27 protein-coding genes are annotated in these 26,556 nt (G+C 46.7%); 16 read left to right on the plus strand and 11 right to left on the minus strand.

Translation table 11 applies throughout. The annotated features are described in order from the left end of the window. Positions 1–34: 34 nt before the first annotated feature. Both MHI30_RS05595 and MHI30_RS05600 read left to right on the plus strand, forming a co-directional pair. Complete coding sequence (locus tag MHI30_RS05595) at positions 35–607, plus strand: TetR/AcrR family transcriptional regulator (RefSeq protein WP_075754820.1); 573 nt, start codon at positions 35–37, stop codon at positions 605–607. Between the two features lie 70 nt (positions 608–677). Beyond that, on the plus strand, positions 678–2,840 hold the full coding sequence (locus tag MHI30_RS05600) for a YhgE/Pip domain-containing protein (protein ID WP_075754822.1): 2,163 nt from the start codon (positions 678–680) through the stop codon (positions 2,838–2,840). A gap of 56 nt (positions 2,841–2,896) precedes the next feature. Here the strand turns inward: MHI30_RS05600 and MHI30_RS05605 are convergent, their stop codons facing one another. Further along, entirely contained in the window at positions 2,897–3,892 is a 996-nt protein-coding gene (locus tag MHI30_RS05605; RefSeq protein ID WP_061576168.1) for a ketoacyl-ACP synthase III, read from the minus strand. A 106-nt stretch (positions 3,893–3,998) separates the two neighbouring features. On the opposite strand from MHI30_RS05605, the gene MHI30_RS05610 reads away from it, so the two are divergent. Then, the gene (locus MHI30_RS05610) at positions 3,999–5,036 is read left to right on the plus strand and encodes a M42 family metallopeptidase (RefSeq protein WP_075754824.1); all 1,038 of its coding nucleotides are present in this window, start codon (positions 3,999–4,001) and stop codon (positions 5,034–5,036) included. 78 nt (positions 5,037–5,114) lie between these two features. Here the strand turns inward: MHI30_RS05610 and MHI30_RS05615 are convergent, their stop codons facing one another. From MHI30_RS05615 to yhfH, 3 genes are all read right to left on the minus strand, one after another. After that, entirely contained in the window at positions 5,115–5,312 is a 198-nt protein-coding gene (locus MHI30_RS05615) for a hypothetical protein (RefSeq protein ID WP_003180298.1), read from the minus strand. Between the two features lie 155 nt (positions 5,313–5,467). After that, entirely contained in the window at positions 5,468–6,754 is a 1,287-nt protein-coding gene (locus MHI30_RS05620; RefSeq protein ID WP_075754826.1) for a cation:dicarboxylase symporter family transporter, read from the minus strand. Positions 6,755–7,062: 308 nt separating this feature from the next. After that, a complete protein-coding gene (gene yhfH / locus MHI30_RS05625) occupies positions 7,063–7,197 on the minus strand; it encodes a protein YhfH (protein ID WP_003180302.1) in 135 nt (44 codons plus the stop codon). A 156-nt stretch (positions 7,198–7,353) separates the two neighbouring features. Here yhfH and MHI30_RS05630 point away from each other — a divergent pair, with 156 nt between their 5' ends. From MHI30_RS05630 to MHI30_RS05640, 3 genes are all read left to right on the plus strand, one after another. Next, the gene (locus tag MHI30_RS05630) at positions 7,354–8,088 is read left to right on the plus strand and encodes an MBL fold metallo-hydrolase (protein ID WP_075754828.1); all 735 of its coding nucleotides are present in this window, start codon (positions 7,354–7,356) and stop codon (positions 8,086–8,088) included. An 18-nt stretch (positions 8,089–8,106) separates the two neighbouring features. Continuing rightward, positions 8,107–9,096 carry a lipoate--protein ligase LplJ gene (gene lplJ / locus MHI30_RS05635; RefSeq protein ID WP_075754830.1) on the plus strand — a complete coding sequence of 330 codons (990 nt, stop codon included), beginning with the start codon at positions 8,107–8,109 and terminating at the stop codon, positions 9,094–9,096. 159 nt (positions 9,097–9,255) lie between these two features. Continuing rightward, positions 9,256–10,797 carry a fatty acid--CoA ligase family protein gene (locus MHI30_RS05640; protein WP_075754832.1) on the plus strand — a complete coding sequence of 514 codons (1,542 nt, stop codon included), beginning with the start codon at positions 9,256–9,258 and terminating at the stop codon, positions 10,795–10,797. On the opposite strand, the gene MHI30_RS05645 is transcribed toward MHI30_RS05640, so the two are convergent. Next, positions 10,768–11,244 carry a hypothetical protein gene (locus tag MHI30_RS05645; protein WP_237562654.1) on the minus strand — a complete coding sequence of 159 codons (477 nt, stop codon included), beginning with the start codon at positions 11,242–11,244 and terminating at the stop codon, positions 10,768–10,770. The two genes, MHI30_RS05640 and MHI30_RS05645, sit on opposite strands and share 30 nt — an antisense overlap. Positions 11,245–11,340: 96 nt before the next feature. On the opposite strand from MHI30_RS05645, the gene MHI30_RS05650 reads away from it, so the two are divergent. The 4 genes from MHI30_RS05650 (at position 11,341) to MHI30_RS05665 (ending at position 14,253) form a co-directional block, all read left to right on the plus strand. After that, on the plus strand, positions 11,341–11,892 hold the full coding sequence (locus MHI30_RS05650; RefSeq protein ID WP_075754834.1) for an XRE family transcriptional regulator: 552 nt from the start codon (positions 11,341–11,343) through the stop codon (positions 11,890–11,892). 12 nt (positions 11,893–11,904) lie between these two features. Then, entirely contained in the window at positions 11,905–12,621 is a 717-nt protein-coding gene (locus tag MHI30_RS05655) for an AzlC family ABC transporter permease (protein WP_025808261.1), read from the plus strand. After that, a complete protein-coding gene (locus tag MHI30_RS05660) occupies positions 12,614–12,925 on the plus strand; it encodes an AzlD domain-containing protein (RefSeq protein ID WP_075754836.1) in 312 nt (103 codons plus the stop codon). The genes MHI30_RS05655 and MHI30_RS05660 overlap by 8 nt, the downstream gene beginning before the upstream one ends. A gap of 71 nt (positions 12,926–12,996) precedes the next feature. After that, positions 12,997–14,253 carry a M48 family metallopeptidase gene (locus MHI30_RS05665; protein WP_075754838.1) on the plus strand — a complete coding sequence of 419 codons (1,257 nt, stop codon included), beginning with the start codon at positions 12,997–12,999 and terminating at the stop codon, positions 14,251–14,253. A 57-nt stretch (positions 14,254–14,310) separates the two neighbouring features. On the opposite strand, the gene MHI30_RS05670 is transcribed toward MHI30_RS05665, so the two are convergent. Then, entirely contained in the window at positions 14,311–15,447 is a 1,137-nt protein-coding gene (locus MHI30_RS05670; protein ID WP_075755004.1) for a S8 family peptidase, read from the minus strand. A 383-nt stretch (positions 15,448–15,830) separates the two neighbouring features. Here MHI30_RS05670 and MHI30_RS05675 point away from each other — a divergent pair, with 383 nt between their 5' ends. The 4 genes from MHI30_RS05675 (at position 15,831) to MHI30_RS05690 (ending at position 20,215) form a co-directional block, all read left to right on the plus strand. Continuing rightward, on the plus strand, positions 15,831–16,760 hold the full coding sequence (locus MHI30_RS05675) for a DMT family transporter (RefSeq protein ID WP_075754840.1): 930 nt from the start codon (positions 15,831–15,833) through the stop codon (positions 16,758–16,760). 109 nt (positions 16,761–16,869) lie between these two features. Continuing rightward, positions 16,870–17,847 (plus strand): ABC transporter substrate-binding protein, encoded by a 978-nt coding sequence (locus tag MHI30_RS05680; protein ID WP_075754842.1) that lies wholly within the window; start codon positions 16,870–16,872, stop codon positions 17,845–17,847. Positions 17,848–18,191: 344 nt separating this feature from the next. After that, positions 18,192–19,190 carry an iron ABC transporter permease gene (locus MHI30_RS05685; RefSeq protein WP_075754844.1) on the plus strand — a complete coding sequence of 333 codons (999 nt, stop codon included), beginning with the start codon at positions 18,192–18,194 and terminating at the stop codon, positions 19,188–19,190. Then, a complete protein-coding gene (locus tag MHI30_RS05690) occupies positions 19,187–20,215 on the plus strand; it encodes an iron ABC transporter permease (protein WP_342409951.1) in 1,029 nt (342 codons plus the stop codon). The genes MHI30_RS05685 and MHI30_RS05690 overlap by 4 nt, the downstream gene beginning before the upstream one ends. On the opposite strand, the gene MHI30_RS05695 is transcribed toward MHI30_RS05690, so the two are convergent. From MHI30_RS05695 to MHI30_RS05705, 3 genes are all read right to left on the minus strand, one after another. Beyond that, complete coding sequence (locus MHI30_RS05695; protein ID WP_075754848.1) at positions 20,212–20,784, minus strand: histidine phosphatase family protein; 573 nt, start codon at positions 20,782–20,784, stop codon at positions 20,212–20,214. The two genes, MHI30_RS05690 and MHI30_RS05695, sit on opposite strands and share 4 nt — an antisense overlap. A 302-nt stretch (positions 20,785–21,086) precedes the next feature. Continuing rightward, complete coding sequence (locus tag MHI30_RS05700) at positions 21,087–22,379, minus strand: globin-coupled sensor protein (protein ID WP_075754850.1); 1,293 nt, start codon at positions 22,377–22,379, stop codon at positions 21,087–21,089. 106 nt (positions 22,380–22,485) lie between these two features. Continuing rightward, the gene (locus tag MHI30_RS05705; RefSeq protein WP_081379947.1) at positions 22,486–24,015 is read right to left on the minus strand and encodes an FAD-dependent oxidoreductase; all 1,530 of its coding nucleotides are present in this window, start codon (positions 24,013–24,015) and stop codon (positions 22,486–22,488) included. Positions 24,016–24,156: 141 nt separating this feature from the next. Here MHI30_RS05705 and MHI30_RS05710 point away from each other — a divergent pair, with 141 nt between their 5' ends. Further along, positions 24,157–25,014, plus strand: coding sequence for an SDR family oxidoreductase (locus MHI30_RS05710; protein ID WP_075754854.1), 858 nt, complete (start codon positions 24,157–24,159; stop codon positions 25,012–25,014). Positions 25,015–25,081: 67 nt separating this feature from the next. Here the strand turns inward: MHI30_RS05710 and MHI30_RS05715 are convergent, their stop codons facing one another. After that, the gene (locus tag MHI30_RS05715; protein ID WP_020450828.1) at positions 25,082–25,315 is read right to left on the minus strand and encodes an IDEAL domain-containing protein; all 234 of its coding nucleotides are present in this window, start codon (positions 25,313–25,315) and stop codon (positions 25,082–25,084) included. 272 nt (positions 25,316–25,587) lie between these two features. Here MHI30_RS05715 and MHI30_RS05720 point away from each other — a divergent pair, with 272 nt between their 5' ends. Beyond that, positions 25,588–26,166 (plus strand): competence protein ComK, encoded by a 579-nt coding sequence (locus MHI30_RS05720; protein ID WP_026579946.1) that lies wholly within the window; start codon positions 25,588–25,590, stop codon positions 26,164–26,166. On the opposite strand, the gene MHI30_RS05725 is transcribed toward MHI30_RS05720, so the two are convergent. Further along, positions 26,160–26,525 (minus strand): hypothetical protein, encoded by a 366-nt coding sequence (locus tag MHI30_RS05725; RefSeq protein ID WP_075754856.1) that lies wholly within the window; start codon positions 26,523–26,525, stop codon positions 26,160–26,162. The two genes, MHI30_RS05720 and MHI30_RS05725, sit on opposite strands and share 7 nt — an antisense overlap. Positions 26,526–26,556 lie beyond the last annotated feature (31 nt).

Below are 26,556 nucleotides of genomic sequence, written 5' to 3' on the forward strand. Positions count from 1 at the left end.
AATGTTCAAATAGTCAATTTCGGGGTGAGAAACCGTGAGCAAAGATCGAAAAGCACTGATTTTAGAAGCGGCGACAAAATCGTTTACACAATTCGGCTACAAAGCGACGACGATGGATCTGGTGGCGAAGCTTGCCAATGTCGGCAAAGGTACGATTTATACTTTTTTCAAGAATAAAGAGGAACTGTTCGACGACATTTTTTCTTCGCTTCTGATTGAAATGAAGCAAACGGCTGATCAAGCGATTGAACCTGATCTGCCTTTTCACGAAAATGCCCATCGCGCGATGATGGCGATATTGGAGTACAGAAAGAAGCACCAGCTGACCATTAAGATCTTTCAGGAAGGTGCGGAGCTCGGCACACCGGCGGCCCGCGAAGTGATTGAAAAGCTGGAACGCATGGTCGTCAGCTATATTAAGAGAAAGATTAAAGAAGCGATTAAAAATGACGATATTAGACCGTGTGACCCCGAGCTGAACGCGTTTGTCATCTTCAAGCTTTACATCGCGCTCATCTTTGACTGGGAAAAAAACCATGAACCGCTGAAAGATGAAGAGTTGGCAGAGATGCTGAAAATGTATATTTTAAAAGGATTATCTCGTTAGATATCCTTTCTTTGTTTAAAGGGGTGCTTATCCGCATAGAGAGCGGCTACTAACTAGGAGGCGTATCAACATGAATGTTTTCAAAAACCAGTGGAGAGAACTGATAACCAATAAAAAACTACTGATATCCGTGATCGGGGTTCTCTTTATACCGCTGATTTACAGCAGCATATTTTTGGCGGCGTACTGGGACCCATACGGAAACGTCGATCAGCTCCCCGTAGCGGTTGTGAATTCCGACAAGGGAACGACATATGAAGGAAAAGACCTTCACATCGGCGACGACCTTGTCAAAGAACTGAAAAAAAACGATAAATTCGACTGGCATTTTACGACGAAGGAAAAAGCGCTGAGAGGCTTGCAAAATGAGGAATACTACATGGTTGTAGAAATTCCTGAAAACTTTTCGAAGGATGCCAGTACGGTGATGGATAAACATCCGAAAAAGCTGAATCTGATTTATCATACCAACGCCGGACGAAACTATGTCGGCGCCCAGATCAGCGATAAAGCGATTGAACAGCTTCAGCATTCAGTCGGTTCTGAAATCACGGAGCAATATGCTGAAGTCATCTTTGACAATTTCGGCAAAATCGCAAAAGGTCTCGGTGAAGCCAGCGAAGGTGCCGGAAAACTGGATAAAGGACTGAAAGATGCGAAAGAAGGAAGCGAAACGCTGAAAAAGAACCTTGAAAAGCTTGCGAAAAGCCAAATTCAGTTCAACAAAGACGGAATGGAGAAGTTCGGCGCGGCATTCAATACGCTGAACGACAAAATTCATGAACTTGATTCAGGACTTGCGCAATTTTTGGAAAAAAGCGGCCAGCTGCACAGCGGTGCTCAACAGCTCCAACAAGGCATGCCTCAGATTGTGGCGGGATTGGAGCAGATGAATGAAAAAGCGCAGATGATAAGCAAACTAGAAGAGGCCATTTCAAATGAAAAGATTCAGCAGCTTGAAACGGCGCTTTCAAACGCCGAAAAGGCGAAAAAAGAAATCAGCCAGATTTCAAAAAATATTGATGAGCTTGAAGCGGCATTGAAAAACCAGCACAGCGAAGTCAAACAAATTATTGAATCCAGCAACATGCTGACACAAGAACAGAAAGCCGCGCTTATGAAACAAGTCGATGAAAAAATGGGAACAGTGAAGCTTCCTGAGTTTGACAAGTTGAAAGCGCAAATTCCTGATGTCAGCGAACTTCCCGATTTATCCGGGCTGAAACAGAAGCTCGAGGAATTGAAGCGAGTTCCTTCGGATGTGAATAAGCTTTATAAAGGATCGCAAAAGATTCAGCAAGGGCTCGATGCGCTGACAAACGGTTTGGGTGCTTACAACGAAAAATTCGCGGAGGCGAAAAGCGGATCATCCAAAATCGCCGAAGGCAGCCAGACGTTAGTCGGGAAATTCGGCGATCTGCAAAGCGCGGCTGATAAACTGAAAGACGGTTCTTCCAAGCTTGCAGAAGGAGCTAAATCTCTTGATGAAGGTCTTGGCAAGCTGTCTGACGGAAGCGGGGAGCTGTTTGACAAGCTGTCTGACGCTGCCGATCAGACCGGCGATATTCAAGCGGGAGACGAAAACTACAATATGTTCTCAGATCCCGTCGATGTGAAAGGCGATAAAATCGATCCGGTTTCCAACTACGGAACAGGATTAACCCCGTATATTTTGTCGCTCGGCTTGTTCGTCGGTGCATTAATGATCACCGTCGTCTTCGATGTGAAAGAACCGGCCGTCCGGCCTGAATCAGCTTTCGGCTGGTTTATGAGCAAATTCAGCGTACTTTTTGCAGTGGGGATTCTTCAAGCGGCGATCGCCTGCACGATCATTCTCTCTGGCATCGGGCTTGAAGTGCAAAGCGTCTGGAGATTTTATGTGTTCAGTATGATCATGAGCATTACATGTCTTGCGATCATTCAGTTTTTGGCTGCGACCATGGGAAATCCGGGACGTTTCATTGCCGTCATTTTGCTCGTGCTTCAGCTTGGAGGAAGCGGAGGAACATTCCCTCTTGCACTTGTTCCCAAGTTCTTCCAAGTCATCCATTCCGCACTGCCGATGACCTACAGCATTGCGGGATACAGAGCGGTGATTTCAAGCGGAGACTACGCGTATATGTGGGAGCAGGCTGCCGTGCTCGGCGGTGTTGCGATCGTTATGATGGCCTTGACGCTGATTTATTTTAAAGTGCTGCTGAGAAAAGGAAAAGTTGAAGAGCAGCACGCATAAAAGAAAAACATCTTTTCAAGCCCGGCAAGGGCAAGAAAAGATGTTTTTTTTTGAAATCAGGAAGCTGGCGCGCCCCATTTTACAATCAGTCCCGTATATGTAAGACCTCCGCCGAAACCGAACAGAATCAAGGTATCGCCCTCTTTCAACTTTCCGTTTTTGACGGCTTCATCAAGGGCGAGAACGATTGATACGGATGAAGTGTTGCCAAACCATTCGACGCTCGTCAGCGCTTTTTCGAGTGGAATTCCGGTTTTTTCGCAAATTGATTCGACCATTCGCAAATTCGCGCTGTGCGGGACGAACCAATCGATATCTTTCAGCTCCATTTCAGCTTGGGTAAGCAGCTTTTTGACGCCTTCGGGAATGGACCTGACCGCCCACTTATACACTTCGCGGCCGTTTTGAACCATTTTTCCTTCGCCTGAGAGCGGCTCCCCTTTAAGGTCGCTTCGCAAGCCGGTTCTGTATAAATGGCGGGCTCCGTCACCTTTCGTATCCTGGGCAAAAGTAATGAAGCTTGGGGCTTTGTCGTCCCGTTCGACAAGCAGGGCGCCCGCGCCGTCGCCGAACAAAATGCAAGACGCGCGGTCTGTGTAGTCGGTTGTTTTTGATAAGGTTTCACCGCTGATCACAAGAATTTTTCTATGCAGTCCGGAAGTGATGAGGCCGTTGGCGATATGCAATCCGTATGTTAATCCCGCGCAAGTCGCATTTACATCCACCGCGCCGACTTCGTTCCATCCGAAGTGCTCCTGAACCTGGCATGCCGTGCTTGGAAAAGCGTAGTCCGCCGTTGTGGTAGAGACAATGATCATGTCTATATCGTCAAGCGTGCCGTTGTATCTGCTTTGTAGATTTTCAACAGCCTTTATGCAAAGATCTGATGTGAATTCGTGACTTCCCGCGATTCGCCTTTCTTTCATTCCTGTCCGCTGAACGATCCATTCATCAGAAGTATCGACGATCTTTTCAAAGTCTTTGTTTGTCATGCGCTTTTCTGGAACATAGGTGCCGATGGCGGAAATTCGCGCTTTTGATAAAGTTTTCATGAAGTTCACTCTCCTTTTTTTTATTATAACACCTAGTATTAGTATCTGGTACTAAAATATTGATCTGATGTATACTATAAACATCACAAGTTGGGAGGAAGGAAATATGTCAGGACAGAAAACGCTGGAGCTCATCAAGGAGCTCGTCTCGATCCCGAGCCCTACCGGAAATACGTATGACATCATAGACTATATCAATCGCCTATTACAGGAAGAAGGAGTCGAAACAAAGTTTAACCGTAAGGGGGGCCTGATCGCGACGATACCGGGCCGCGACAAATCCCGGCACCGGATGCTCACCGCTCATGTCGATACCCTCGGAGCGATGGTGAAAGAGATTAAACCGAACGGAAGGCTGAAAATTGACTTAATCGGGGGGTTCAATTACAACTCGATTGAAGGCGAGTATTGCAAAATTGAAACAGCATCAGGGAAAACTTACACCGGCACTATCTTAATGCATCAGACATCAGTGCATGTTTACAAAGACGCCGGAAAAGCCGAGCGGAACCAGAAGAATATGGAGGTCCGCATTGACGAACCGGTCCGCAGTGAAGAAGGAACCCGGGCTCTCGGCATCAATGTCGGCGATTTTATCTCCTTCGACCCGCGCGTTGAGATCACACCGAGCGGATTTATCAAATCGCGCCATCTTGATGATAAAGCAAGCGTCGCCCTCCTCATTGAGCTGATCAGAACGATCAACACAGAAGGGATGACACTGCCTTACACAACGCATTTTTTAATTTCCAACAATGAAGAAATCGGTTATGGCGGCAACTCCAATATCCCGCCTGAAACGGTGGAATATTTGGCAGTTGATATGGGAGCGATCGGCGATGGACAGTCAACCGACGAATATACGGTATCCATTTGTGTGAAGGATGCCAGCGGGCCTTATCACTACGGGCTTCGAAAGCGTCTGACAGCCCTTTGTGAAACACACGGAATCGGTTATAAGCTTGATATTTACCCGTACTACGGATCAGATGCTTCAGCAGCCGTCAAAGCGGGCCATGATATCGTCCACGGGCTGATCGGCCCGGGAATTGACGCATCCCACGCGTTTGAAAGGACGCATCAATCGTCCTTGGAGCAGACGGCAAAGCTGCTGTATCACTATGTTCAGTCTGACATGGCATAAAAAAGCTCCCAAAGGACCCCGGTCCCTTGGGAGTAAAAAAAGAGTGGAAGTCATCCATCCGTAAAGGATGGCGTTTACTTACCAGTAATCATAGTGTTTTTTCTTTTTGCAGTGATCAAAGTGGTCAAACTTCTTGTAGTCATAGTCATAATCGTACTTCTTATAGCATGGATAATAGTAGTAATAATAGTAGTAGTAGTATTTCTTGCAGTCGTGGTCTTTCTTGTGGTAGTCAAAGTCATAATCTTTCTTGCAATGGTCATGGTAAAAATACATTAAACTTCCCTCCAGTTTTCTTTTCTAATTTAACTACAGTACATCGTATGTAAAGGAAAGGAAGTTGTTTGGACAGGTTTCTTGAGTAATTTGCATATTTTTGAAAAAACGTATGTTTCTCCAAAAGCGGGAAACATACGTTTTTTTGCGGGCTGTCAGCCGGATACTTCTATATCTGCCGGCTCCCTTTGATTTAAGACGGCCTGTCCTTTAACGGCGTCATATTCACCTTCCCATTTTGACATGACCACAGCGGCAAGAGCGTTTCCGGTCAGGTTGACGACCGTTCTCGCCATGTCCATAATCCGATCGACTCCGGCAATGAAGGCCAGCCCTTCAGCAGGAACGCCGATCGTGCCCAGGGTCGCAAGAAGAACGACGAATGATGTGCCGGGAACGGCAGCCATTCCTTTAGAAGTGACCATCAGAACAAGGATGAGCGTGAGCTGCTGTCCAATGGACAGATCGATGCCGTAGACCTGCGCCAGAAACAGCGCCGCGATCGCCTGATACAGGACAGAGCCGTCAAGGTTAAATGTGTAGCCGATCGGAATGACAAACGACACAATGCCTTTCGGACATCCGATTTTCTCCATTTTTTCCATGACGCGCGGAAGCACAGTTTCAGAGCTTGATGTACTGTATGCAAGAAGAAGCTCATCTTTCATATAGGCCAAAAATTTAAATATATTGATACCGCACAGCTTGCCGACGATCCCAAAAATGACAATCAGGAAGAAAGCAAGAGCAAGATAGACAAGCAAAACGAGCTTTCCTAATGATAAAAGCGAAGAAAAACCAAATTTTGAAACCGTTACACCAATTAAAGCAAAAACGCCGAACGGCGCGAATTTCATGACGATGTTCACGACGTGGAACATGGCTTGAGACGTTGCCTCAAAAAAGGAGAGCACAGGCTTGCCTTTTTCGCCTATGGCTGACACTCCGAGTGCGAACAGAACAGTGAAGCAAATGATCGCAAGCAGATCGCCTTCAGCGAGCGATTGGAAAAAGTTTGTCGGCACAATGTGCAGGAACGTGTCTGCGACAGATTTGGTGCTTGCCTCTTTTTCTGTTTCTACATATTGGCTGATATCCTGTTTTTCAGCACCAGAAAAGTTTACGCCGTGTCCAGGTTGAACGATGTTTCCAAGGAGAAGTCCGAGCACGATCGCAAAAGTCGTAATGATTTCAAAGTACAGAATCGTCCGAAAACCGAGCCTGCCGACCTTTTTGCCGCTGCCGGCCCCTGCAACCCCGACAATCAAGCTTGAAACGACAATAGGAATCACAATCATTTTGATTAATCTTAAGAACAAATCACCGACGGGCTGCAGATACGTTGCGACTGCAGGGTTTCCGAACCAAATCGCTCCTGCTGCAACACCTAAAATCAGCCCCAGGAAAATTTGTGTGGCTAATCCGAATTTAAGTCTTTTCATAGATGCCCTCCCAACGCATGCTTAATTTTATACTAGAATATTAAACTTGAGATCGTAAATTAAGTATAGCGAAAGAAAATGCAACTCGTCCATTAAAAAAATAACGTCTGAATATATTGAAAATTCAAATATGAGATGATTATCCCAGCTTAAATTCAAATCGGGACGTTCATCGGTGTATATTTCCCTAAGTGAAATAGTAAAAAGTTATTAAAATAATGAATTTTGACAAGAATCTCTCTCTTTATAACTAACTTTATGACAAAAAAACGCCCCGGGGAATCACCCGGGGCGTTTTTTAATGACGTCTATATATCTTTTACATTTAAGCATTTAGAGCAAGTGTTTCCGTAGCATTCGTGTTGCTCATCAATATCGTGGCCGCATTTTGAACATTTTTTGGAAGGCAAATTTCTGAAGAACTCGGTGATTTTAGCGAGCATGTTGATTCCCCCAATTCATTTGTTGTCATCATTGTATTATAACAGAAGCTAGAAAATCAATGTCTGTTTTATGACAAAATATAAAACATGCAATTTTTAAGAAAAATGGGTATATTGAATAGGGGGACGATAGACACGAAAAAGAGGTGTGTATATATGAAGATGACAGTCATCGGCTGCTGCGGAGGATTTCCGGCTGCAAATGAAGCGACTTCAGGCTATCTCTTTCAATCCGGGGATTATTCCGTTTTAATCGACTGCGGCAGTGCCGTTTTATCGAAGCTTCAGCTGTTTTTGCCCGTTGAGGAGCTTGATGCCGTTATATTATCCCATTATCATCACGACCATATTGCGGATGTCGGCCCTTTGCAATTTGCCAAACTGGTCGGCTCATTCCTCGGCAAGGGAGCGAGTGTACTTCCGATATATGGACATCCTTTTGATGAAGAGCAGTTTTCAAAGCTTACATATAAAACGCATACCGTTGGATTGGCCTATGATCCGAAACAGTCTTTAGCAATCGGACCGTTTACGTTCACGTTTTTAAAAACGGTTCATCCCGTTGACTGCTTTGCCATGAGGGTGACGGACGGTGTTCATTCTGTCGTTTATACGGCCGATTCGAGCTTTCAGGAAGCTTTCATCCCGTTCAGCAAAGGAGCCGATCTATTGATCTCAGAGTGCAATTTTTATGCGGATCAGGATGGGAGAAGCGCCGGTCATATGAACAGCCTCGAAGCCGGACGCATCGCTGCGGAAGCGGGTACGGGACATCTGCTCTTGACACACCTCCCGCATTTCGGGGAACATCAAAAACTAGCAGAAGAGGCCAAAACCGTTTATAAAGGCGCGGTTGATCTGGCGCGCACCGGTTATGTGTGGGGAGAATAGAAGGAGGAACTGACAAACATGCTGTTTATCGATAATCAAAATATTACAGATCCGAGGATCAACTTGGCGATTGAGGAGTACTGCTTAAAGCACCTCGATCCTGAAGAGACGTATCTGCTGTTTTATATCAACCAGCCGTCGATCATCATCGGCAAAAACCAAAATACGATCGAGGAAATCAACACAAAGTATGTGGATGAAAACGGGATCATTGTCGTTCGCAGGCTGTCAGGCGGCGGAGCTGTCTACCATGACCTCGGGAACTTGAACTTCAGCTTTATTACGAAAGACGACGGCAACAGCTTCCACAACTTTAAGAAGTTTACGGAGCCCGTTGTGGCCGCTTTACAGCGGCTTGGCGTCGATGCGGAGCTGAGCGGCCGAAACGACTTGATGGCAAACGGCCGGAAAATTTCGGGAAATGCCCAGTTTTCAACGAAAGGGAGAATGTTCAGCCACGGCACGCTGTTGTTCGATTCTGAGATTGAACATGTCGTATCGGCTTTAAAAGTGAAAAAAGATAAAATCGAATCAAAAGGCATTAAATCGATCAGGAGCCGTGTAGCCAATATCAGCGAGTTTCTCGATCAGAAGATGACGACAGTGGAATTCCGAAGCATGCTTCTCCGCTATATTTTTGATACCGAAGGGGAAATACCGGAGTATAAGCTGACTGAAAAAGACTGGAAAATCATCAATCAAATTTCAAAGGAACGCTATCAAAACTGGGATTGGAACTATGGGAAGTCTCCGAAATTCAATCTTCAGCATTCAAAACGATTTCAAGCGGGATCGGTCGACATCCGCCTGGAAGTGCAAAAAGGCGTGATCCGCGAGTGCAAAATATTCGGTGACTTTTTCGGAGTCGGCGATGTCAGCGACATTGAAGAGAAGCTGACAGGCGTACAGTATGAAAGAAAAGCGATTGAAGAAGCCCTTCAAGGCGTCGACATCAAGCATTACTTCGGCAATATTCAAAAAGAAGAATTTTTGGATCTTGTCTACTAAAAGAGAGGCTGCGGTTTCCGTGGCCCCTTTTAGACATGAGAGGAATGGAAGATATTTCCCGGCAGCCCTTGAGTGTTTTCTGTTCATTTACTATAATGGGAATAGATTTTGATTATCACAAAATGAATGGTCATTCATTCATTTTTAAGGGGTGGGAGAATGAATTTAGTTTCAAAATTAGGGGAAACAGCTCAATCAAAGCCTGACAGAACCGCTTATATTTTTGGGGAACAGACGGAAACATACGGGGGATTGCAGCAGAAAATTGATTGCTTTGCAGAAGGTCTGCGCGAAATCGGCGTGGAAAAGGGAGATCATATTGCTTTGCTTCTCGGCAATACACCGCATTTTGTGATTGCGTTTTACGGTGCGCTGAAGGCCGGAGCCGTTGTCATACCGATCAATCCGGCCTATACGCCGACTGAGATCGGCTATATGCTGACAAATGGCGATGCAAAAGTGATCGTGGCTCTGGGACAGCTGCTTCCGCTTTACGAAAAGGTGCATGAATCCCTTCCGAAAGTCAGCTGCGTCGTGCTTTGCGAAACGGGAGAGCCGCTTCGCGAACCGGAAAGCACCGAGGTTCAGATGAAATTGAAATCGTTTACAAGCATCATGAAACCTCCTAGCCGGCCGTTTCCTGAAATCGACGCCGAAGATACAGCCGCCATCCTCTATACGTCAGGAACCACGGGAAGACCAAAAGGGGCGATGCTCACACATCAAAATCTATTTTCAAATGCAAATGATACAGCCCGCTATCTGACAATGAATGAATCTGACCTTGTCGTCGCCGCCCTGCCGATGTTCCACGTTTTTTGTTTAACGGTCTGCATGAATGCGCCGCTCATGAACGGCGCAGCGATTTTGATCGTGCCGAAATTCAGTCCCGCCGAAGTTTTCAAGCTGATTAAAAAACATCAGGCGACGATCTTCTCAGGCGTTCCGACAATGTACAATTACCTGTACCAGTATGAAGGGGCGGATGAAACCGGTTTTCGATCCATCAGGCTTTGCATCTCAGGCGGAGCGGCCATGCCTGTCGCTCTCCTGAAAAGCTTTGAAGAAAGATTCGGCGTTCTCGTTTTAGAAGGCTACGGTTTGTCGGAGGCTTCTCCTGTTACATGCTTTAACCCGTTCAGCACCGGCCGCAAGCCAGGATCGATCGGCACGAACATTCTCAATGTGAAAAACAAAGTCGTCAATGAACTCGGGGAAGAGCTGCCTGCCGGTCAAGTCGGGGAGCTGATCGTTAAAGGGCCGAATGTTATGAAAGGGTACTACAACATGCCGGAAGAAACGGCCCATACGATTAAAGACGGATGGCTGTATACAGGTGATTTGGCAAAACGGGATGAAGACGGTTATTTTTATATCGTCGACAGAAAAAAAGACATGATTATCGTCGGCGGCTATAATGTCTATCCGAGGGAGATCGAAGAAGTGCTCTACCTTCATCCGGAAATCGCAGAAGCGGTGGTGATCGGAGTGCCCGACCCGAATACGGGAGAAGCCGTCCACTGCTATGTCGTTCCGAAGAATAAAACGCTGACAGAGGATGATGTCTTGTCGCACTGCAAAAAGCATCTTGCCAAATACAAGCGCCCGGCGGCGATCGTCTTCATGGATGAAATACCGAAAAATTCGACCGGCAAAATTTTAAGGCGCGCTTTAAAAGACATTTTGACAAATCAATCTTGACACGTTAAAAGGGACGCCTGCCGCGTCCCTTTTCTGCAGTTCTCTGAGTAGAGCGTCTTTTTCCCTTTGTCGGAGAACAAAATATGTACCCTCCTCTTCTTTCAGGATGACGGCTTCATCTTTCTTCAGCCAGACGGTGAAGTGAACGCGATGTGTGTCGGTCATGCTGATGTATCCGTGATACGCCGGAGAAGGCAGGCTATGCGCCGTCTTTTCCTTCATTCTTTTCCCTTTGTTAAATGTATCAAGCAGAACGTCTATGTTGTGTCTGTCTTTGATGCTGACCGTTTTTTCGCTGTCATCCGCCTGTTTCAAGATGATTTCTTCGGCATTTCTTGAGTCGAAAGGCTCCGCCATCAAGTGGAATACATAAAAGACAGTGATGAATAAAATACCGAAAAAAAGTATGATCCCCATTATTTTTTTCAGAATGATCACCCCAGGCATTTATTTTCTCCGTTTAATGGCTTTTCATCCTAAAAAATTATGCTATAATGTTCAATAAATTATACAAATGTTCAATTTATTGTGAGGAGGCAGAAGATGAATTCGATTGAAAAACAAGTCGCAGAAAACATAAAGAGGCTGCGAAAAGTCCGCAATTACAGCCTTGATCAATTGTCATCGATGACCGGTGTCAGCAAGGGCATGCTCGCGCAAATTGAAAAAGGCTCTTCAAGTCCGACAATCACAACTTTGTGGAAGATCGCAAACGGGCTGCAAGTATCATTTACTTCCTTGGCAGAAAAGCCCGCGGGGGAGCCGACGGTTGTCAGAAAGCATGAGAAAACGCCCGTTTTGGCCGGAGAAGAAAAATACGCGGCATTTCCGCATTTTCCGTTCGATCAGAAAAAGAAGTTTGAAATCTTTTATATTGAACTTGCGCCCGGCTGTGTGCACGAATCAGAGCCTCACCACGGAGGGATTGAAGAGTATGTTCTCGTCTCTAAAGGGGCGATCGCGGTGACGGCGGGTGATTACACCTGTAGTCTAAACGAAGGCGATGCGATGCATTTCACCGCAAACACCGTGCATACGTACGAAAACAACACGGAACAAACGGCATCATGTTATACACTCATTTATTATCCGTAAAGAGGTGTCAAGATGGAAAAGCAGGATTCACTCAACTTTCTAGACGGGCTTCGTTCAGGGGTTTCCCTTGCCGTCGGCTACATTCCGGTCGCTTTGACATTCGGGCTTTTGGCGAAAACAACGGGACTGTCGCTTTTTGAAACGTTTTTGATGAGCGCCCTTGTTTTCGGAGGAGCGTCCCAGTATATGTCTTTAAGCATGCTCGCCGTTCAGACGGGAATCATCGAAATCGTGATGACGACGTTCATTGTGAATATCAGACATTTTTTATTTTCAGCGACTTTGAATCAATTGGTAGAAAAAGATTCGCCTTGGAAAAAAGCGTTTTACTCATTTTTCGCGGTGACAGATGAATCGTTTGCCGTCGCTGCTCTAAGAAAGGAAAAGCTGACGACCGGGTATATGATCGGCCTCGGTTCGATCGGCTATGTAAGCTGGGTTTTTTGGAGTGCGGCCGGGCATTTTGCAGGGGCCGCCATGCCGGCTGTTCTCCAGGAAAGCATGAGCATCGCCCTTTATGCCATGTTTATCGGATTGTTGGTGCCGCCTTTGAAAAAACAGCGAAAAGTCCTGCTGCTGGCGGGGGCGGCTGCGCTATTCAATACGGTTTTCCAAATGAACGGAATATTGTCGGCAGGATGGTCGATCGTCTGCGCTACGCTTTTATCCGCCGTCCTGATCGAATGGCTGTACCAATTTAGAACAGAGGGGAAGAGAAACTATGTTTAGCCCGATCATCTGGATGATTATCGGCATGGCAGCCGTTACATATGTGCCGCGGATGGTGCCGCTCATTGCTTTTGAAAGCCTGAAGCTTCCCGGATTTTTGGAGCGAGTGCTGAAAAATGTGCCGTACGCCGTTTTAGGGGCTCTCATTTTTCCGGGAATTTTTTTGGTGCAAAGCGGTATGCTCTACGGACTTGCTGGCGCTCTTATCGCATTTTTATTTTCCTATTTTGGAGCGAGCGTCATAGTCGTCGTGATGGGGACGATTTTGACGCTCGCAGGCGCCGGCCTCTTGCTCTCATTGTAAGGCTTGGTTCTAACTTTCGCATGAAAAGCTTACAATAGAAGTAACTGCTATGTGAGAGGAAGTGATTCGCCATGCGGAAATGGATCGCGGGAGCCGGTCTCCTGTATGTGCTGTACGGCCTTTTTTTCTATTGGTATCTCTTTATGGCCGGTGAACCCTCCGTTCCCGAGGCGCTGAAAGGGACAAGCGCAGACCCGGCGGCATTTATGAACGAAAGGGAACTTATGCTGACGGAAGAGTACTCGAAAATAAAGGACTTTCTGTTTTTTATCCGGATTCCGTTTGAGTGGTTTTTATTTTTTATATTGTTGATTGCCGGTTTATCCAGGAAAATGAAGAATTGGGCGGAGCAGACGTCGAAGAGGAGAACGATTCAAATCACAGCATATGTTTTTGCTTTGTTTCTGATCATCACGATCGTTTCTTTGCCGCTTGACTGGATCAGTTATCAATATTCGCTTGACTACGGTATATCAACCCAGACAACCGCAAGCTGGATCAAAGACCAGGTGATCGACTTCTGGATCAGTTTTCCGATCACGGCTGCGGCGGTGATCGTCTTTTACTATTTGATCAAAAAGCATGAAAAACGCTGGTGGTTTTATGCCTGGTGCCTGACGGTTCCGGTTACGCTGTTTTTATTTTTTCTCCAGCCGGTTGTCATCGATCCTTTATACAATGACTTTTATCCGCTTAAAAATAAAGATCTCGAACAAAGCATTCTGAAGCTGGCCGACCAGGCGGATATTCCTGCGAATCACGTCTATGAAGTGAACATGTCTGAAAAAACGAATGCGTTAAATGCTTATGTGACAGGAATCGGCGCCAATAAAAGGATAGTGCTCTGGGATACCACCCTGAACAAGCTGAATGAGCCGGAAATTTTATTCATCATGGCGCACGAAATGGGACATTATGTGATGAAGCATGTTTACATAGGACTCGGCGGGTACTTGCTTTTATCCCTTGCCGTCTTTTATGTGATCGACAAGTTGTACAAGCGGATCATTTCCCGCTATGGAGGAAGTCTTCATATTGCGGGAAAATCCGATCTAGCCGCACTTCCGCTTCTTCTGATGCTGATGGGGGTCATCTCTTTCGCGTCTTCTCCATTTACGAACGCGGTTTCGAGGCATCAGGAAAAAGCCGCTGACCAGTATGCGATTGAACTGACGAACAACAGCGATGCAGCGGTTTCGACGTTTCAGGAGCTCTCAAAAGCCGGGCTGAGCGAGGCAAACCCGCCGTTTCTCGTCAAGATTTTTAAATACGGCCATCCGACGATCATGGAACGGATTCAAAATATTGAACAACCTTCAACTGAATGAAGAAAAAGCTAGTGCTAAAAACACTAGCTTTTTCTATATGCTATTTGTTAGAATATGTTATTGAGCGGCAGCTTCGACATTGATCAGACCTTTCCCATAGTAGAAGGAGCTTCCCAAATAAGTCGCCGTGCTGGAGAGACGGTTGCGGACTTGTGAAGCTGAAAGGTTCGGATGTTTTGACAAGATCAAAGCTACTGCTCCCGCTACATGAGGAGAAGCCATTGACGTTCCGTTCAATGTTGCATAAGTGTTCGTTGGGTAAGTGCTGTATACGCCTGCGCCAGGAGCCATGACTTCAAGCTCTGCTCCCACGCTGGAAAATGAAGCTCTGCTGCTGTTAGAGTCTACCGCACCAACTGCGATGACAGAATCGTATTTCGCAGGATAGCCGATTGTATTCGTGTTTCCTGAAGATCCGCTGTTCCCCGCTGCAGCCACAACGACAACCCCTCTTGCATATGCATTGTCGACCGCCTGTTTCATCGCTGTCGAGCCTGATGGTCCCCCAAGGCTCATGTTGATAACATCCATGCCGTTTGTTGTCGCCCACTCGATTCCGCTTACAATGCCGCTGTATGATCCGCTTCCGCTTGAATTCAGCACTTTAACCGCGTACAAGGATACGCTCGGCGCAACGCCTAATACACCCGTTGTATTGTCAAGCGCAGCTACTGTACCGGCAACATGGGTGCCGTGTCCGTTGCCGTCGGTGTTATAAGCTTCGCCAGCCACAAAGCTTGCTCCGCCGACTACGTTCAATTCCGGATGAGAAGCTTGGATTCCTGTATCCAAGACGGCTACTTTTACATTCGCTCCCTTAAAGCCTTGAGCCTGCACTTTGTCCGCTTTAATGAGAGGAATGCCGTAAGGAACGGTTTGCGCCAAAGCATGGGCAACGTGATCCTCTTCCACATAAGCGACATCCGGATCATTTTTGACTTCCTCAAGCGCTTCTTTGTCTAGCTTCGCTTTTGCCGCGTTGATGATTCTAAACTGCTTGTCCACTTTTCCGCCGCTCTCTTTGATGATGTCCTTTTTGACGGATGTGGTTTTTACCCCTGACTTAAATCCGACAATATAATCCTTTTCAACATTTTTCGCCGGCTGAGCAGCAGAAGCGGAATCGCTGAATGCCATCGTGAACACGAGCATGAAGGCCGTCAGCATCCCAAGCCAAAAACTCTTTTTCCTCATCATTACTCACTCTCCTCCGTTTATTCAGAATAATTGGAATAGAAGAATAATATACTATATTCGAATTATTCTGTTAATTTATTATAGAAAAAAAATGAATTATATGGAAGACCTATTTTTTTGAAAGACCAATTTAAATTTTTTTGGTTATTAATAACTGTTTTAGAAAAAAGTTCAGTTCGAAAGTATGAATAGACCGCTTCAGCCTGAAAGGGAAAGAGGTCCCGGAGGCTGCGAATGACAGGAGATTGACTCATCTGATTCATTTTATGAAAATACTATTCATTTATTTTATGAGATAATTTTTTGCCGAAGGGGGTTGCGGCCTTGTCGACCATCTATTAGAATATGCAATATATCGCATACAGAAACGGGTGAAAGATATGAAATCAGCTTATGTGAAAGGCGTATTGATGGTGCTTGCAGGGGCTTCATTGTGGGGATTATCGGGAAGCGCTGCACAGTACATATTTGAAAGGGGAGCGGTTGAAGCCGGCTCGCTTGTCTCTGTCAGGCTTCTGGCATCGGGAGTCATTCTCTTGTTATATGTTTCAATGAAAAACGGTTTTCAGCATGTGTGTCGGATATGGAAGAAAAAAACAGATATTTGTTCGATTTTAGTATTTTCCATTTTTGGAATGCTTGCTGTTCAATATACGTTTTTTGCTTCAATCGAAAAGGGCAATGCCGCGGCTGCTGCAATTCTTCAATACTTGGCACCTTTTTTCGTATTGTTTTACCTATATGTTAGAAAAGAACTTCCGCCTAAGTGGAAAGATGCCGTACTTACTTTATTGGCGCTTTCCGGCGTGTTTCTTCTATTGACAGGCGGAAGGCCGGACAGTTTGTATATTCCGGCCGAGGCCGCCGTTTGGGGCATTTTGTCCGGCGGTGCGCTTGCTTTCTATACGGTTTTTGCAGGAGGATTAATTCAATCGTTCGGTGCTTTGACGGTTACGGGATGGGGTATGCTCGTCGGAGGGGCCGGAATTTCTTTTTTGTTTCCGCCGTTCCGGTTTGACCTTTCGCACATTGGGGCAGGGGAGGCGGCAGCGATTCTGTTTGTTGTATTGTGCGGCACAGCTTTGGCGTTTGCTCTATACATCGGCAGCCTCTCTTATCTTTCCGCAAAAGAAACGAGCTGCCTGAGCTGCGCCGAACCGCTTGCGGCTGTTCTGTCATCGGCGGTCTGGCTGGGTGTGCCGTTCAATGCCTTTCAAGGTGCCGGTACGGTAATGGTGATCATCACGGTTACCATCCTTTCCCTCAGCAGAGAAAGCAAAGCGGGGGATTCCGTGAATGAACGGGTGTAGAAAGGAGAAGGAGGCTACTTTCTTTTTTTATAATGATAATGATTATCGTTGTCATTGATATGAAGTGTTGCTATAATAATTTCGTCTACTACCAGAAAAGGAGATACATATGAAGCCCAAGTATTTTGCTATTTTATTCCTATTGATGATATCAGTGTTGACAGCCTGCACGGGGGGAATCGAAAGTACGAAAACCTCCAGTCAGAATTCCGTGACAGTTAAGCACGACCTAGGAGAAACGAAAGTAAAGAACAATCCGAAAAAAGTTGTGGTTCTTGAATTGGGTTTTATTGACGCGCTCCTTGATGCGGGCATTAAGCCTGTCGGGATTGCTGACGACGGCAAACCTAAGTTTATTAACGAGAAGGTCAGAGAGAAAATCAAAGGGTATACTTCAGTCGGTTCGCGCACTCAGCCAAGTTTTGAAAAAATTGCTGCTTTAAAGCCCGATTTAATAATTGCCGATTCGAGCAGGCACAGCGGCGTCTATGATAAGCTGTCGAAAATTGCGCCGACAATCGCGCTGAAAAACTTGAATGCCGATTATCAGGACACGCTTGACGCGTCTCTTACGATTGCAAAAGCCGTCGGCAAAGAAAGCGCAATGGAGAAAAAGTTGGCTGAACATAAACAAAAGCTGAATCAATTGAAACAGAAATTCGGCAGCCGGAAACAGAGCATTCTTCTGCTCGGAAACACAAATGAAGCAATCACTGTGCGCGACGAAAACTTTTTCACGTCTCAGCTTCTGACGAAAATCGGCTATACATACGGTGTCGGAGACAGCAGCAAAGGCGATGCCGAAAACGGTGAATCCGTCAATATTAAAATGACGCTTGAGCAGCTGCTTGAGAAAGACCCCGACACCATTGTCCTGATGACGGGAGAAAAAGATAAAGTCGATGAAGACGGGAAAAGACCGATCGAAAAAGACCCTCTTTGGAAAAAGCTCAGCGCCGTCAAAAACGGCAAGGTTTATGAAGCCGACAGATTCGCCTGGTCGCTCCGCCGCAGTATTGACGGAGCAGATGCGCTGATAGATGAAATCGGTCAGCATCTTCTGTCTGAGGATCAAAAGAAATCTTAAGAGCCTGCCGGCTTGCTGGACGGGATGACGCATGCTTTTTACAAAAGCATGCGCCAGCGTGTCGACAAACCCTCGCATTCGTTGTCAGGCCTGCGCGTCGGTGCTCACGAATAGGAGAAGGATCAGCGGCTAACCGCCCAGGCGTCCTGCCTGAACGCCGCCGTCATCACATCCTGTGAAAGTCAGCTTCCGATGCTCGGCCTTCCTAGACTGCAAGGGTTGCGGGTCACGCTGAAAGGATGACAAAATCCCAAAACTAGGAGCCGTTTTGGGATTTTGTCAACAATCTGACGCATGCTTTTTACAAAGCATGCGCTTGTTTTTTTCTAAAGGAGTGACCTGTTTTGACATATATGAAACGTTTTGCACCGCTCATTTTTGTTTTTCTTTTGCTCGCGGGTTTTGCACTTTCTGTTTCAATCGGTTCGTCAACGATTGCGCTGCCCGACATTTGGGCAGCTGTGTTTATGTACGACGGTTCAAAATTGCACGCGATTATTCAGTCCATCCGAATTCCGCGCGCCTTGGCTGCCGCATTCATCGGCGCGAATCTAGGGGCCGCGGGCGCACTGATGCAGGCGGTGACAAGAAATGCGCTCGCATCTCCGAGCATCTTCGGAATCAATGCAGGGGCCTCTCTTGCTGTCGTATGCTTGACGGTGATGTTTCCTGCGCTTGTCGCTCCCCAGACAGCGATGGGAGCCGCTTTTGCCGGCGGTGCCGCGGCCGCGCTGGTCATGTACACGGTTGCCTCAGTATTCAGCGAACACGACAGGGATATCAGCTTTGCCTTGATCGGTGTCGTCATTCAGGCGATCATTGCTTCGATGACGCAAATGCTGCTCATTTTTCATGAAGAGTCGACGGAAACGCTATTGTTTTGGCTTTCCGGTTCTTTAGCGGGGAGCTCGTGGGATAAGCTTCATTTGTTGATTCCGGTAAGCATTGCAGGTTTGTTGACAGCTTTGGCCTTAGGGAGGGCGGCTTCCGTCATGAGTCTCGGAGATGATGTTTCACATGGGCTGGGGCAAAACGTATGGCTCAGCAGATTGTTCATCGCCATCACTGTTGTCGCGCTGGCGGGAGCATCCGTTTCCGCTGCCGGACCGATTGGTTTCATCGGTTTGATGGTTCCTCATATGATCCGGTATCTGATGGGGGCTGACTATCGGGTAGTGATTCCGTATTCGGCATTGCTTGGAGCCGTTCTTTTGCTGTTTGCCGATATTCTGTCCCGCTTTGTCTATTTTCCGTACCAAACACCGGTCGGAGTTGTCACAGCAATGATCGGGACGCCGTTTTTTATCTATTTGGCGAGAAGACGGAAAAAGGGGGCGGCATGATGAACAATACGGCAAGAAAAACGAAAAGACGGCGCGGGCAATCGGCGCTTGTCCTCTCTGCGTTATGCGCCTGTTTGTTGATGCTCATTGTGCTCAATTTGGCGATCGGCGATGAAAACATCGGACTGTGGGAGGTAATGAAATCACTGGCAGGGCAAGGGGATGCGGGAGTCCGCTTCTTGGTGATGGAATTTCAAATGCCGCGCATCCTTCTCGCTGTGCTTGCCGGAGGGGCGCTTTCAATCGCAGGTGTAGTCGCACAATCGCTGATGAAAAATCCGCTGGCCGCCCCTGACACGCTTGGAATTACAGGAGGAGCGGGTTTGGGCGCTGTGATCGTTACGGTCTTGTTTTCACAGCAAAGTCCGCTTCTGCTGACAGGCGCCGCCTTTTCCGGAAGCGTTTTGGCTGCGGCCCTCGTCTATTTATTAGCTTATCGAAACGGGATTTCTCCTGTGCGGCTGGCGCTTGTCGGGATCGCGGTCAATGCTTTCTGCCATTCAGGCATTCAGCTATTCATCTCAACGGGGAGCCCGAATGTCAACAACGCATTAATTTGGCTGAACGGAAGTCTGTGGGGGAGAGGCTGGGATGATGTACTGTCTCTTTTCATATGGTGCTGTCTGGTGATTCCTCCGATATGGTTTGCGGCAAAACCGCTCGATATCATCAAATCAGGGGACGGGATTGCCGTCGGCCTCGGCCTCCGGCTTGAAAGAACGCGGTTTCTGCTGCTTGCCGGTGCGGTCCTGCTGACAGCTGCGGCTGTGACCGCCGTGGGAACAATCGGTTTTATCGGGCTGATGGCGCCCCATATCGCAAGAAAACTGGCAGGGGCTGAATCGAGGATATTGATTCCCGTTTCAGCTCTCGTCGGCGGCATCGTTCTTTTGATAGCCGATGCTGCCGGAAGAGGCCTTGTTCCGCCGCTTGAAATACCGGCTGGATTGATCGCAGCCATTATCGGCGGTCCGTATTTTATCTATTTGCTGCGCCGCGAAGCGAGGCATGCCGTCTTTTTTTAATCTGACAAATGTTGTGAAAGATTGTAATCCTTCACATGCCATTTATTTTCATGGAATTTGATGTTGCTTAGGCAGGCATTGACGAGCTTCGTATTTTCCAGATTGATGTCGCCGTTTGAGATTTTTGACAGAAGAGCGTGTATCGCGGCTCCGTGTGCGACGATCAGCACTTTTTTGTTCGGATACCGCTCGCTGACCTTTTGAACGCCGGCCATCAGCCGTTTGGCAAGCGCTTCTTTTGATTCCTGATTCGGATATTCTTTATCGGGATAGAGCCTCGTTCTTTCTTCGAATGGCATCCCTTCTGCATCTCCGTAATTCCTTTCGATGAAATCTTCCATTTCGATGATTTCAAGTCCCAGGTATTGATTGATGATTTCAGCGGTTTCTTTCGCTCTTCTTAAAGGGCTTGTAATGATGACGTCCCAGTCAGACCCTTTCAAAAACGCTCCGGTTTCTTTTGCTTGTTTTTGACCGGTTTCATTTAAAGGGATATCGGTTCTTCCCTGCAGTTTTCCTAAAGCATTCCAGTCCGTCTCGCCGTGCCGGATCAAACAAATCGCAGTCATTCTGAAAAATCTCCTTTCGATGTCGGCTTTCGCGTTTTTCGGTGATATGGCTATTATACTAAATTTAAAAAACAGAACCACGAAATATGACTGGCACAGAACAACATTTACACGATTTTTTCAAACAGGAGCGCAGCGCCGATTATGCGGATCTGCAAACATCGCTGAGCGTGGCCATGATGGCTGTGAATGTCATATCTTTGACTTGCATAGAAGACTTTCAGATAACGCAATAGAATCAGGTTGCAAAAGGATGAAAGAAAAATACACAGGTCATGAATTGACCTGTGTACGGTAACGGCTTATTTTTTTGTCAGCTCTACGAGAGAATCGACTGAAACCGCGACTTGTGAGACGGCGGCATTGACATCTTGAAGGCCGCTTAAAAACGCCTGCAGGTCGCCTTCGATTCGGCCGCTTTGCTCTTTGCTCGTTTTCATATTGGAGACGATATCATCGAATAGATGATTGATCTCCGACATCTTGTCTTTGCTTTCGTTCACGAGCTGGTTTACATCTGTAATATGCTTCGTGACGATCGAGATTTGCGCGTTTGTGTTATTGACGAGCTCAGATACGGTGGAGACGGTTTTTTTCGTATCATCGGACAGCTTTCTGACTTCGTTTGCGACGACTGCGAACCCTTTGCCGTGCTCTCCCGCTCTTGCCGATTCGATCGAGGCGTTGAGCGAAAGCAAATTCGTCTGCTCGGCAATGCCTGTTACGATTCCGAAAATCTTTTCGATCTGCAGCGCGATTTCTTCCAGCTTTTTAATTTCCTGCTCGATTTGCGTCATGCTGCTTCCCATTTGATTCAGCTGCTGTTCCTGCTCTTCAAGCTCCTTTTTTCCGCCGATCGATTTTTGTTCGACAGAAACGGCTGTCTTCGTTCCGGCTCTTGACGTTTCGGCGATTTCGGACGATTTGTCGACCAATTCCTGTACAGCGCCCGTTGTTTCGGCAAATAAAGCGGCCAAAGAACCGGAAGTATCTTTGATTTGCCTGTGAAGTTCATTTTTGCTCTCTTCATCAAGTCTGCGGAGCCTTGCATGCTCGTCTTCAAAGGCTTCGAGGACGATCTGCTGTTCAATGTTGAGAATTTTGGTGACGGCTTTGACTGACCGCCTGTATTCCTCACCGGATAATGCGTTTTCAAAGATTGTCAGCATGGAAAGAAGGAGATCTTGAAATGCCCCCAAATACCACTTTGGCAAGAGCCCAATGCGAAGATGAACGTGGGCGATCCGGATTCTTTTTTCTAAAAAGGCTTCGTCGATGACCCCCGAAAACATTTCCTGGATGTGGATCGTCAATGTCTTTTTGAGACGGTCGACTGAGCTGTGGTCATGGATGATCTCCATCAAAGAGTTTTCATGCTCAAGGTTTTGGTAAAACCGGGTGACGATGGTTTCGATATGTTCAGTGACTAAAGGCTTCAGCCTGCTCAGCACCCAAAGATCCTCATCCGTCAAATCGACCATTGCCAGCTGTTTTTTAAATTCTGCGTGCTGATTGAGCCTGATTCTTTTTGTTTGGTCAGGGCCTTCTTCAGCAAAGAATGATCGTTCTGTCTTTCTATCCTTTTTGAATAACACGATCGTATCCCCCTGTAATCGTTAATGATAAAACTGCCGTTTTTATGAAATTTCCAGCATTTATCTTTTTATCGGCAATTTTTCATTACTTTTTAACTTGTACACCTCAGCTTTCCGGATCTTTCAGAGGTTCTACGGCAGGACCCTCGATGACATCGCCGTCGATCGAAAACCTTGAGCCGTGGCACGGACAGTCCCATGTCTTTTCTCCGTCATTCCACTCGACTTCGCAGCCCATATGGGTGCATGTTGTGTCAACCAGATGAAGCTCGCCTTTTTCATCGCGATAAGCACCCGCACGCTTCCCGGCATGCGACACGACCGCGCCTTCTCCGTTGATAAGGTCTTCCGGCTTCCTGATCGGCTGTTCAAGTTTTCCTTCGGCAAAGTGTTTTGCAACATCCGCGTTATAGGAAATCACTTTTTTGATGCTTGGATCCGGGTGGAAACGGGCCGGTTGAAAGACGGCTTGATAAGGATTGTCTTCGCCTGCGATATGATCTGTCATCAGCTGCGCGGCGAGGGTGCTCGTTGTCATGCCCCATTTCCGAAAACCGGTGGCAACGAGAATGCGCTTTTCTTTCGGATAGATCGGCCCGATATACGGAATTTTGTCAAGCGTGATTAAATCTTGCGCTGACCAGCGGTAAGGGATCGATTCAATGCCGAGCACGCCTTCCGCAAATGATTCAAGCGCCTGATAATGCTTGATTGTATCTTCTCCCTGGCCGGTTTTGTGGCTTTCACCTCCGACAAGAACCATTTTTTCTCCGTCGATCGTCACCGAACGGAGCGAGCGTGAAGGCTGATCTATACTTAAATACATGCCGCCTGGATACGGCGTTTTTGGCTTGACCGCGAGCACGTATGACCGGCTCGGCTCAAGCCTTGCAAAATAGAAGCCTTTTTTATCATGAAACGGAAAGTGCGTGCAGCACGCGACATAATCGCTGAAGATTTGATGCCCGTTTCTTGTCAGCACTTTCGGCCGGTCGCCTTCTTTGATTTCCTTAGCCGCCGTGTTTTCGTAAATTTTTCCGCCGGCTTCCCGGACGGTCTCTGCAAGGTGTTTCAAATAGTGAAGCGGATGGAACTGGGCCTGGTTTTTCATGACAAGTCCTGCTTTTATATCGATGGGTACGGGGAGATCTTTGATGAATTCCCTGTCAATCCCGAGCTTTTGGTATGCCTCATATTCCTTTCTGATTTTTTGGACTGATTGTTCTTCAGTTGTGTAAATGCACGCGTCCTGTTCTTCAAAATCGCACGGGATCTTTTGCTCAAGCACGAGGTTTTTGATAAAGGACAGCGCCTTGACGTTTGCTTCATAATACAGTCTCGCATTCGGCATTCCGATATGCCCGATCAGCTCATCATAGATCAGATCATGCTGCGCGGTGATTTTCGCTGTCGTATAGCCGGTTGTTCCGTCGAGTATCCGGCCGGATTCGATCAAGACGACACTGTAGCCTTTTTTCGTCAGTAAATAAGCAGTCGTCAGTCCGGTCATGCCGCCCCCGATGACGGCAACATCTGTTTTGACATCTTCAGACAGTTCCTCGAACGAAGGAAGGTCTGTACTGTTTCTCCAATACGATTCAGGCGAGTCCGGCAATTTTCGTTCTTGATTGCTCACAAAATTCCCTCCATCATGCATCTGTTTTGTTCTTAAATTTTCCCAATTGAGAAATAATCATGCATGTGAAACGGCTTGTCATAAAAAAGGGGCGTTTTCATAAAATAGTAAGGTTGAATCGATGTGAAGGAGGGAATCGTTTTGAGCAAGCAGCCGAAGAAAGTACTGCCTCCCCAGCACCAAACGCAGCGTCCGGGATTGGAGTATTTGATGGATCCCCGGCCCGTTTTTGACCGGCCGAAACGAGAGCGGAAACTGGCCGGGAAAACCGCGATTATTACGGGGGGAGACAGCGGAATCGGCCGTGCCGTGTCCGTTTTGTTTGCGAAGGAAGGCGCGAACATTGTCATCGTTTACTTAAATGAACACCGCGATGCAGAAGAAACAAAGGGATATGTGGAAAAAGAAGGGGGCGGATGCAAGCTGATCGCAGGAGACATCGGAGACGAGGCTTTTTGCAACGATGTGGTGCGCCAGGCAAAGGAAGCATTCCCAACGATCGATATACTCGTCAATAATGCGGCTGAACAGCATCCGCAAAAGGGAATCGAAAAAATTACAAGCCATCAGCTGATCCGTACGTTTCAGACGAATATTTTTTCCATGTTTTATTTGACAAAAGCTGTGCTGCCGCATTTGAAAAAAGGCAGCTCAATCATCAATACCACTTCGATTACGGCTTATGCCGGCAATGAAAGGCTGATCGATTATTCTTCGACGAAAGGAGCGATTACATCATTTACGCGTTCGCTTGCTTTGTCGCTTGTCGATCAGGGTATCCGTGTGAATGGGGTGGCGCCGGGTCCGATTTGGACGCCGCTGATTCCGTCGACGTTTACGGAGAGAGAGGTCGAAATATTCGGTTCAACAACGCCGATGGAACGGCCCGGACAGCCTGCTGAAGTGGCGCCGAGCTATTTGTTTCTAGCCAGCGACGATTCTTCTTACATGACGGGCCAAGTGCTCCATGTCAACGGTGGAACGATTATTAACGGATAAAAGGGCCGGGACTATTCATAAGCCGGCTCTTTTCGCGTAAAAAAGCCAATCCGGGAGGGATTGGCCGTTATGCGTGCTTTTTCAGCGCTGTATATTCTCTTGAAAGTTCAAGGAAAGATTGCTTATCTCCTTTGTCTAACGCTTCATTAATCTTCTTGTTCAGCGTGTGCAAACGCCGTTTAAAAAGCGATTCATCAAGGACCATTTGAATGTAGATATCCGTGATGGTTACATCAAGTTCTTTCACCTTTTGGGTATTGCGGGACTTCATGAGCTCAGCGTACGACTTTTTCTCTTTCATAAAGATTCCCCCTGATGCCTTTTTTATAGTATATGGATTACGTAACAAAAAATCAATAAGTATTTATAATTTTTAGATAATTATTCGGAGATGCGTGTTTATGAGAATAAAAGTTTGTATATTTGGACAAAGAAACACGGATTTAATCGAACAAAACATAAAAATGGAATTTCAAAAACATATTTTCAAATTAATTGGAAAAAATCCTGTCGTTTTGTAAAGGATAATGTTAGATTAATAGTATAAATTTACTAACGATTAGGAGGATCATGATGAGCACAGAGGATATGACAAAAGATACGTATGAAGTAAACAGTTCGACAATGGCTGTCCTGCCTCTGGGAGAGGGGGAGAAACCCGCCTCAAAAATACTCGAGACCGACAGGACTTTCCGCGTCAATATGAAGCCGTTTCAGATCATCGAAAGAAGCTGCCGCTATTTCGGATCGAGCTATGCGGGGAGAAAAGCGGGCACATATGAAGTCATTAAAGTTTCCCATAAACCGCCGATCATGGTGGATCACTCAAACAATATTTTTCTTTTTCCCACATTTTCCTCAACTCGTCCTCAGTGCGGGTGGCTTTCCCATGCGCATGTTCACGAGTTTTGCGCGGCAAAGTATGACAACACGTTTGTCACGTTTGTCAACGGTGAAACGCTGGAGCTGCCCGTATCCATCACATCTTTTGAAAACCAGGTTTACCGAACGGCATGGCTGAGAACAAAATTTATCGACCGGATTGAAGGAAACGCCATGCAGAAGAAACAGGAATTTATGCTCTATCCGAAGGAAGACCGGAATCAGCTGATATACGAATTCATCCTCAGGGAGCTGAAAAAGCGCTATTGATCGGGAGCGGCTTTGAATAAATAGTGCTCAAGAAGCCTGGATACCTGGTTGCGGATGCGGGGATTAAAATAGTTATGCTCTTCTTCGTATCCCTCATATATAAAGGAATACATCGTAAAGGCTTCGTCCCGTGACACTTCATGCACCTTGATTTTCCGCCGGCGCAGTTCATTTTTTACGTCGTACAGATCGCGCTGGGCAAGCTTTAACGCCTGTTCGATCAGACGCTGATAGGGGTCTTTCAGCTTGAACGGCCCCTGCTGGATGATTTTCATGTCCCGGTTTAATATGCTGATGGTCATCGGGAGGTAAATTGCCTTTTCAATCATATCCCTGGCTTCGGCGGGAATTCTTGTCATGGCTTTTCTCCTCATTTCTTTTGTTGATTAG

The sequence above is a fragment of the Bacillus sp. FSL L8-0528 genome (genome assembly GCF_038593085.1).
Classification (GTDB): Bacteria; Bacillota; Bacilli; order Bacillales; family Bacillaceae; genus Bacillus; species Bacillus paralicheniformis.

Coding starts and splice junctions, on each gene's coding strand:
- MHI30_RS05600 (WP_075754822.1), top strand. CDS start 678: ATGAATGTTTTCAAAAACCAGTGGAGAGAACTGATAACCAATAAAAAA.
- MHI30_RS05605 (WP_061576168.1), bottom strand. CDS start 3,892: ATGAAAACTTTATCAAAAGCGCGAATTTCCGCCATCGGCACCTATGTT.
- MHI30_RS05610 (WP_075754824.1), top strand. CDS start 3,999: ATGTCAGGACAGAAAACGCTGGAGCTCATCAAGGAGCTCGTCTCGATC.
- MHI30_RS05615 (WP_003180298.1), bottom strand. CDS start 5,312: ATGTATTTTTACCATGACCATTGCAAGAAAGATTATGACTTTGACTAC.
- MHI30_RS05620 (WP_075754826.1), bottom strand. CDS start 6,754: ATGAAAAGACTTAAATTCGGATTAGCCACACAAATTTTCCTGGGGCTG.
- yhfH (WP_003180302.1), bottom strand. CDS start 7,197: ATGCTCGCTAAAATCACCGAGTTCTTCAGAAATTTGCCTTCCAAAAAA.
- MHI30_RS05630 (WP_075754828.1), top strand. CDS start 7,354: ATGAAGATGACAGTCATCGGCTGCTGCGGAGGATTTCCGGCTGCAAAT.
- lplJ (WP_075754830.1), top strand. CDS start 8,107: ATGCTGTTTATCGATAATCAAAATATTACAGATCCGAGGATCAACTTG.
- MHI30_RS05640 (WP_075754832.1), top strand. CDS start 9,256: ATGAATTTAGTTTCAAAATTAGGGGAAACAGCTCAATCAAAGCCTGAC.
- MHI30_RS05645 (WP_237562654.1), bottom strand. CDS start 11,244: ATGCCTGGGGTGATCATTCTGAAAAAAATAATGGGGATCATACTTTTT.
- MHI30_RS05650 (WP_075754834.1), top strand. CDS start 11,341: ATGAATTCGATTGAAAAACAAGTCGCAGAAAACATAAAGAGGCTGCGA.
- MHI30_RS05655 (WP_025808261.1), top strand. CDS start 11,905: ATGGAAAAGCAGGATTCACTCAACTTTCTAGACGGGCTTCGTTCAGGG.
- MHI30_RS05660 (WP_075754836.1), top strand. CDS start 12,614: ATGTTTAGCCCGATCATCTGGATGATTATCGGCATGGCAGCCGTTACA.
- MHI30_RS05665 (WP_075754838.1), top strand. CDS start 12,997: ATGCGGAAATGGATCGCGGGAGCCGGTCTCCTGTATGTGCTGTACGGC.
- MHI30_RS05670 (WP_075755004.1), bottom strand. CDS start 15,447: ATGAGGAAAAAGAGTTTTTGGCTTGGGATGCTGACGGCCTTCATGCTC.
- MHI30_RS05675 (WP_075754840.1), top strand. CDS start 15,831: ATGAAATCAGCTTATGTGAAAGGCGTATTGATGGTGCTTGCAGGGGCT.
- MHI30_RS05680 (WP_075754842.1), top strand. CDS start 16,870: ATGAAGCCCAAGTATTTTGCTATTTTATTCCTATTGATGATATCAGTG.
- MHI30_RS05690 (WP_342409951.1), top strand. CDS start 19,187: ATGATGAACAATACGGCAAGAAAAACGAAAAGACGGCGCGGGCAATCG.
- MHI30_RS05695 (WP_075754848.1), bottom strand. CDS start 20,784: ATGACTGCGATTTGTTTGATCCGGCACGGCGAGACGGACTGGAATGCT.
- MHI30_RS05715 (WP_020450828.1), bottom strand. CDS start 25,315: ATGAAAGAGAAAAAGTCGTACGCTGAGCTCATGAAGTCCCGCAATACC.
- MHI30_RS05720 (WP_026579946.1), top strand. CDS start 25,588: ATGAGCACAGAGGATATGACAAAAGATACGTATGAAGTAAACAGTTCG.
- MHI30_RS05725 (WP_075754856.1), bottom strand. CDS start 26,525: ATGACAAGAATTCCCGCCGAAGCCAGGGATATGATTGAAAAGGCAATT.